Consider the following 6,899-nt stretch of genomic DNA (forward strand, 5'->3'; position numbering starts at 1 on the left):
ATTATCTGCAATTCTGCCGCATGCTGGCCAACGGCGGCACCCTTGGCGGCACGCGCCTCATCAGCCGCAAGACGCTCAGCCTGATGACCGCCAACCACCTGCCCGGCAGCGTCGATCTGCCCGCCATGAGCCGCAGCCTGTTTTCCGAAGCAGCCTACGACGGCGTCGGCTTCGGCCTCGGCTTTGCCACCAGCACGGCAGCTCACAAGACGCTGATGCCCGGCAGCGACGGTGATTTTTTCTGGGGCGGCGCCGCCAGCACCTTCTTCTGGGTCGATCCCGAAGAAGACCTGATCGGCATCTTCATGACCCAGCTCATCCCGTCCTCCACCTGGCCGGTGCGCAAGGAAATGCGCACCATGGTCTATGCCGCGCTGGATGATTGATCCATCTCGTCAAAAGGAAACACCATGACCGAATATGTGCCCCCCAACGTCTGGACGTGGGACAAGGGCTTTGGCGGCCGTTTCGCCAACATCAACCGCCCCATCGCCGGGCCGCTGGAGGACAAGGAACTTCCCGTCGGCAAGCACCCGTTCCAGCTTTACTCGCTGGGCACGCCCAACGGCGTAAAAGTGACCGTGATGCTTGAGGAACTGCTGGCGGTGGGCCACACGGGCGCCGAATATGATGCCTGGCTGATCAACATCGGCAGCGGCGCGCAGTTCGGTTCGGGCTTTGTCGATGTGAACCCCAACAGCAAAATCCCGGCGATGGTGGACCACAGCGCCAACCCTTCCACTCGACTGTTCGAAAGCGGCGCCATGCTGCTGTATCTGGCGGAAAAATTCGGCGCTTTCCTGCCGACCGGGCATCACGCCCGCACCGAAGCGTTGTGCTGGCTGTTCTGGCAGATGGGCTCCGCGCCTATCCTGGGCGGCGGCTTCGGGCATTTTTACGCCTATGCCCCCACCAAGCAGGAATATCCGATCAATCGATATGCCATGGAAGTGAAGCGGCAGCTGGACGTGCTCGACCGCCATCTGGCCGCCAACGAATACATGGCCGGCAGCGAATATAGCATTGCCGATATGGCGATCTGGCCGTGGTACGGCGCGATGAGCCTGGGGCTGCTGTATGAAGCCGGGGAGTTCCTCGAGGTTGCCGGCTATACCAACGTCATCCGCTGGACCAACCAGATCGGCGGCCGCCCGGCGGTAAAACGCGGCCGCATGGTCAACCGCGTGTTTGGCGATCCCGCGAGCCAGCTGCACGAACGCCACGATGCGGCGGACTTCGATACAAACACCCAAGACAAGATCGGCAAACCGGCATGAGCGAAGCCGCCGCATTCCCCCAGCCACCCGACACCGGCCCCGAAGGCTCGCTGCCCCACAGCCTCGCCCAGCGCCGCATCGTGCGTTTCGACCCCGGCCACGCGGTGATTGAATATGAAGTGCTGCCCGCCATCTGCCATTCCGGCGGCGTGGCGCAGGGCGGCTTTGTGGCGGGCTGGATCGATGCTGCCATGGCCCACGCCGTCATGGCCAAATATGGCTTTGAACGCGTGCCGATCAGCCTTGAAATCAAGGTGAGTTACTTCGCCCCCGCCAATCCGGGCCGCGTGCTGGCCGAAGCCTGGATCGAAAAAGCCGGCGGCCGCACCGTGTTTGCCGAAGGCCGGCTGACCACGCTGGACGGCAAGATATTGGCCAAGGCAAGCAGCACCATCAGCCTGATCGATGCCGCCAAGGTTGCGGCCAAGATGATCTAACCCTCTGGCCGAATATCGATCCGGATGCTCACCCACGTCCCCACCTGATAATCGCCGTTCACCCGCGGCGGCTTCACCCGGAACTGCCAGGCCGCTTCATTGACTGCATAGCCAAGGCCGGAGCCAGGGCTTTCACCGATGGCCCGGCAATCTTCGACCTTGAAACGCGGCGCGGTGCGGCAGGCGATCAGGCCAAAGGCGCCGGGGTTGCTCGCGCCGCGGGCCTTGCGCAGATAAAAGCTCAATTCCTGATCGGTCGGCTCGCGGTGCCACTGCGCCGCATACAGTTTGGATCCATCGGGCGCGACGCCCACCACCGCGCTGTCGGGCGGGCCGGCATCGGCCATCTGGGCCGGGCCGGCATCGGCGGTGGGCAATTTGCTGATATCAAGGCCGCGCAGTGCCGGATCGCCAAAGCTCCATTTCGCCGGCGCCGCATCGGGCGCGGTCACCATCGGTTCGGGTTGCGGCGCGGCGCGTTTGGGGGTGGGTTGGCGCTGGCGCTGCGGCGTCGGCCTGGCGCGTTCCGGGGTGGGGGCGGCAATGTTCACCGCCACCATTGAATCGCGCCCCGGCTTGCCCTTGGGTTGCGGCGGCGCCAGCAACAACAGCAGCAAAATCAGCAGCACGTGCAGCACGGCCACCACCGCCAGCACCGACACGCGACGACGCTCCGGCAACAAGCCGGGCAGTGGCGCAAGGAACGAGGCGGTGGTTGCGGTCAATCAATCTGCTGTCAGGAGGAACATCGGCTCAATAGGCCGAGCCCCCGCCTGCCGGCTAGTCGAGATTTGGCCGCAGCAACTGTTCGGCGCGTTCGCGGCTCACGCCAAGGCGCAGCGCATAATCTTCCAGCTGGTCCGGCCCCACCCGGGCCACGCCAAAATAAGCGCTTTCGGGATGGGCAAAGTAAAAGCCCGATACGGCCGCCGTCGGCCACATGGCAAAGCTGTCGGTCAGCGTGATGCCGGCGCGGTCTTCCACGTGCATCAGATCGAAGATGTGGGTTTTCAAGCTGTGTTCCGTACACGCCGGATAGCCGGGCGCCGGGCGGATGCCCGAATAGCGTTCGCGGATCAGATCGTCACACGACATCTTGTTGCCCTGCTCATGCCCCCAGATCTCGCGGCGCACGCGTTCGTGGAGATATTCGGCAAACGCCTCCGCCAGCCGGTCAGCCAGCGCCTTGAGCAGGATATCGTTGTAATCGTCGTGGGCGGCCTTGAAGCGCGCCAGCTGCACGTCGATGCCCTCGCCGGCCTGCACCGCAAAACAGCCCAGCCAATCGGACTCGGGGTGGATGAAATCGGCGAGGCACATGTTGGCACGGCCGGCGCGCTTGGCAATCTGCTGGCGCAGGAATGGCAGCCGGGCAATCGGCGCCGAGCGGCTTTCGTCGCCAAACAGTACGACGTCGTCGCCCTCGCGCCGCACCGGCCAGATGGCGATCACGCCCTTGGGGCTGAGCCACTTTTCGGCCGCGATGCGTTTCAGCATCACCTGCGCATCGGCAAACAGGCCAGTGGCGCTCTCGCCAACAACCTCATCGGTAAGGATCGCCGGATAATTGCCGTGCAGTTCCCAGGCCCGGAAAAACGGCGTCCAGTCGATGTAGGGGATCAGCATGTTCACCGTCACATCATCGATGGTCTGCACGCCGGTGAACTTCGGCTGCATCGGCGGATAGGTGGTGAAATCGGTGGGAAAGGCGTTTTCGCGAGCCTTTTGTATGGGCACCAGCGCCGATTGGGCACCGCCAGCGCGCTGGATGCGAATTTTCTCGTATTCGGCGGCCGTTTCATCAACGAAACCGTCCTTGAGCGTATCGGAAACCAGCGTGCCGGCCACACCCACGGCACGGCTGGCATCAAGCACGTGCACCACCGGACCAGCATAGACCGGCGCGATGCGTAGCGCGGTGTGCACGCGGCTGGTGGTGGCGCCGCCGATCAGCAGCGGCATGGTCATGCCGGCCCGCTGCATTTCGGCCGCAACATGCACCATTTCATCCAGGCTGGGCGTGATCAGCCCGGAAAGCCCGATCATGTCGGCATCATTGGCCACAGCGGCATCCAGGATGGTCTGCGCCTGCACCATCACGCCCAGATCGATCACCTCGAAATTGTTGCACTGGAGCACGACGCCAACGATATTCTTGCCGATATCGTGCACATCGCCCTTCACTGTCGCCATGATGATGCGGCCCTTGGACGACGAGCCAGACTGCTTTTCCAATTCAATGTACGGCAGCAGGTGCGCCACCGCCTTTTTCATGACGCGGGCCGATTTCACCACCTGCGGCAAAAACATCTTGCCGGTGCCGAACAGATCGCCAACCACGTTCATGCCGGCCATCAACGGGCCTTCGATCACCTCGATCGGGCGGGCCATCTGGAGCCGGGCTTCTTCGGCGTCGATCTCGACAAAGGCATCCATCCCCTTCACCAGCGCATGTTCCAGCCGCTTTTCCACCGGCCAGCTGCGCCACAGTTCGGCGGCCGGATCGGCGGTCTTGATCAGGCCGCCCTTGAACCGGTCAGCTGCGGCCAACATGCGATCGGTGGAATCGGCGCGGCGGTTGAGCACCACATCTTCGGCCAGCTCGCGCAATTCGGGATCGATGGCGTCATACACATCCAGCTGCCCGGCGTTGACGATGCCCATGTCCATCCCGGCCTGGATGGCGTGATACAGGAACACGCTGTGCATGGCCCGGCGCACCGGCTCGTTGCCGCGAAAGCTGAACGACAGGTTGGATACGCCGCCCGAGATATGGGCATGCGGGCAGCGCCGGCGGATTTCGGCGCAGGCCTCGATGAAATCGACGCCGTAATTGTCATGCTCCTCGATGCCCGTCGCCACGGCAAACACGTTGGGATCAAAGATGATATCCTCGGGCGGAAACCCGATGCCGATCAGCAGCTTGTACGCGCGTTCACAAATTTCAACCTTGCGCTGCCCGGTATCGGCTTGGCCCTTTTCATCAAAGGCCATCACCACCACGGCGGCGCCATAGCGCAGGCATTTGCGCGCCTGCTCCAGGAATTGTGCCTCGCCTTCCTTCATGCTGATCGAATTGACGATGCCCTTGCCAGCCAGGCACTTCAGCCCGGCTTCGATCACGCTCCATTTCGACGAATCCACCATCCCCGGCACTCGGGCGATATCCGGTTCGGCGGCAATCAGATTGAGAAACGTGACCATGGCCGCTTCGCTGTCGAGCAGGCCTTCGTCCATGTTGACGTCGATGATCTGCGCGCCGCTATCCACCTGTTGGCGGGCAACTTCGACGGCGGCGGTGTAATCGCCGTTCATGATCAGTTTCTTGAACGCCGCCGAACCGGTGACGTTGGTGCGTTCACCGATATTGATGAAGGACACTTGTCTCATGCGGCAAACCTGTGGGCTTCAAGGCCGGAAAGGCGCAGTTCGGGCGCTTCTGTCGGCACCGCGCGCGGCGGCAGGCCGGCAACCTGCCGCGCCATGGCAGCGATATGCGCGGGCGTGTTGCCGCAACAACCGCCCACGATATTGACCAGGCCCTCCTCGGCCCAGCCGCGAATGAAGCCCGCCGTGGTTTCTGGCTGCTCGTCATAGGCGCCCAGATCGTTGGGCAGGCCGGCGTTGGGATAGGTCAGGATCAGCGTATCGGCGTGCTTGGCCAGCGCCTGCACGTGCTGCCGCAATTCGGTGGCACCAAACGAACAGTTCAGCCCAACCGCCACTGGCTTCACGTGGCGGATCGAGTGCCAGAACGCCTCCACCGTCTGACCTGAAAGGTTGCGGCCCGACAGATCGGTGAGCGTCATCGACAGCATCACCGGCACGACTGCCCCGCGCGCATCGCCGGCTTCGGCGGCGGCAAAGGCAGCGGCCTTGGCGTTCAATGTGTCGAACACTGTCTCGATCAGAATGAAATCCACCCCGCCATCCAGCAGCGCATCGATCTGCTCGCGGTACACGTCCTTCACTTCGTCGAACGTCACTTCGCGGTAACCGGGATCGGAAACGCGGGGGCTCAGGGACAATGTCTTGTTGGTTGGCCCCAGGCTGCCGGCGACCCAGCGCTGTTTGCCGTCGGCCGCGGTGGCGGCATCGACACAATCGCGGATCACCTTGGCCGCGGCCAGATTGATTTCGCGCACGCGGGCTTCCATGCCGTAATCGGCCTGGCTGATGCGGTTGGCGTTGAATGTGTTGGTGGCCAGCAGATCGGCACCGGCGGCAAGGTAACGATTGCACACCCCGGCGATTGCAGCGGGCTGCGTCAGATTGAGCAGATCGTTATTGCCCTTCTGATCATGGCTGTTGCCGATATCGCCGGCATAATCGGCGGCGGTCAGCCCCAGATCCTGAATGGCGGTGCCGTAAGGGCCATCTTTAATTAAAATGCGGCTGGCGGCGGCGGCGCGCAAGCTTTGGGCGGCGTTGATCATGCTTGCAGCTCCAGGGCCGGGCGCACGCCCAACATGTGGCAGATGGCATACGACAGCTCGGCGCGGTTGAGGGTGTAGAAATGGAAGTGCCGCACCCCGCCCGCATACAGCCGGCGTGACAGCTCGGCAGCGACCGTGGCGGCGACCAATTGGCGGGCGGCGGGCTTGTCGTCCAGCGCCTCGAACAGATGCGCCATCCACACCGGCAAATTGGTGTTGCAGCTGATCGCCATCTTTTTAAGATTGGCAAAATTGGTCACCGGCAAGATGCCCGGCACCAACTCAATATCGATGCCGGCCGCCGCCACGCTGTCGCGAAAACGAAAGAAACTGTCAGGCTCGAAAAAAAACTGGCTAATGGCACGGGTGGCACCGGCATCTTGCTTGGCTTTCAGTGCATCCAGATCAGCGGCCGGGCTGGTGGCCTCCGGGTGAGTTTCAGGGTAGCAGCTCACCGAAATTTCGAAATCGTGGCGGCGCTTGAGGGCGGCCACCAGGTGGGCGGCGCTGGCATAGCCGCCGGCCACAGGCACGAAACGCGTATCGCCGCCCGAAATTCCCCCGGGCGGATCGCCGCGCAGTGCCACGATGTGGCGCACACCGGCAGCCCAATATTCATCGGCGATGATATCGAGTTCCTCGGCAGTGGCGTTCACGCAGGTCAAATGAGCGGCGGCCGGCACCGGGGTGTCGCCGGCAATGCGTGCCACCGTGGCGTGGGTGCGTTCGCGCGTGGTGCCGCCGGCGCC

Annotated in this window: 6 protein-coding genes and 1 pseudogene; 3 read left to right on the forward strand and 4 right to left on the reverse strand. The window is 63.3% G+C overall.

Translation table 11 applies throughout. The features are described 5' to 3' along the window. The 3 genes and pseudogenes from ACESL8_RS13085 to ACESL8_RS13095 form a co-directional block, all read left to right on the forward strand. A pseudogene (locus tag ACESL8_RS13085) lies at positions 1-386 on the forward strand (serine hydrolase); the annotation flags it as partial. Positions 387-410: 24 nt separating this feature from the next. Continuing rightward, positions 411-1,277, forward strand: a complete 867-nt coding sequence (yghU, locus tag ACESL8_RS13090; RefSeq protein WP_372919558.1) for a glutathione-dependent disulfide-bond oxidoreductase — start codon at positions 411-413, stop codon at positions 1,275-1,277. Next, positions 1,274-1,714: a PaaI family thioesterase gene (locus tag ACESL8_RS13095; protein WP_372919560.1), complete on the forward strand. Its 441-nt coding sequence runs from the start codon at positions 1,274-1,276 to the stop codon at positions 1,712-1,714. Before yghU ends, ACESL8_RS13095 begins: the two co-directional genes overlap by 4 nt. Here ACESL8_RS13095 and ACESL8_RS13100 read toward each other — a convergent pair. From ACESL8_RS13100 to ACESL8_RS13115, 4 genes are all read right to left on the reverse strand, one after another. Next, positions 1,711-2,439 carry a hypothetical protein gene (locus ACESL8_RS13100; RefSeq protein ID WP_372919562.1) on the reverse strand — a complete coding sequence of 243 codons (729 nt, stop codon included), beginning with the start codon at positions 2,437-2,439 and terminating at the stop codon, positions 1,711-1,713. The genes ACESL8_RS13095 and ACESL8_RS13100 overlap by 4 nt on opposite strands. Positions 2,440-2,494: 55 nt before the next feature. After that, positions 2,495-5,104: a methionine synthase gene (gene metH / locus ACESL8_RS13105; RefSeq protein WP_372919564.1), complete on the reverse strand. Its 2,610-nt coding sequence runs from the start codon at positions 5,102-5,104 to the stop codon at positions 2,495-2,497. Continuing rightward, positions 5,101-6,147, reverse strand: coding sequence for a homocysteine S-methyltransferase family protein (locus tag ACESL8_RS13110; protein WP_372919568.1), 1,047 nt, complete (start codon positions 6,145-6,147; stop codon positions 5,101-5,103). Before ACESL8_RS13110 ends, metH begins: the two co-directional genes overlap by 4 nt. Beyond that, a partial coding sequence (locus tag ACESL8_RS13115; protein ID WP_372919566.1) for a methylenetetrahydrofolate reductase occupies positions 6,147-6,899 on the reverse strand: 753 nt, incomplete at its 5' end. The genes ACESL8_RS13110 and ACESL8_RS13115, both read right to left, overlap by 1 nt.

The organism is Sandarakinorhabdus sp., assembly GCF_041689835.1.
In the GTDB taxonomy this organism is placed as follows: domain Bacteria; phylum Pseudomonadota; class Alphaproteobacteria; order Sphingomonadales; family Sphingomonadaceae; genus Sandarakinorhabdus.

Bases quoted from the DNA above. Each gene is read 5' to 3' on its own strand.
- ACESL8_RS13095 (WP_372919560.1), top strand. From the start codon at position 1,274: ATGAGCGAAGCCGCCGCATTCCCCCAGCCACCCGACACCGGCCCCGAA.
- yghU (WP_372919558.1), top strand. From the start codon at position 411: ATGACCGAATATGTGCCCCCCAACGTCTGGACGTGGGACAAGGGCTTT.
- metH (WP_372919564.1), bottom strand. From the start codon at position 5,104: ATGAGACAAGTGTCCTTCATCAATATCGGTGAACGCACCAACGTCACC.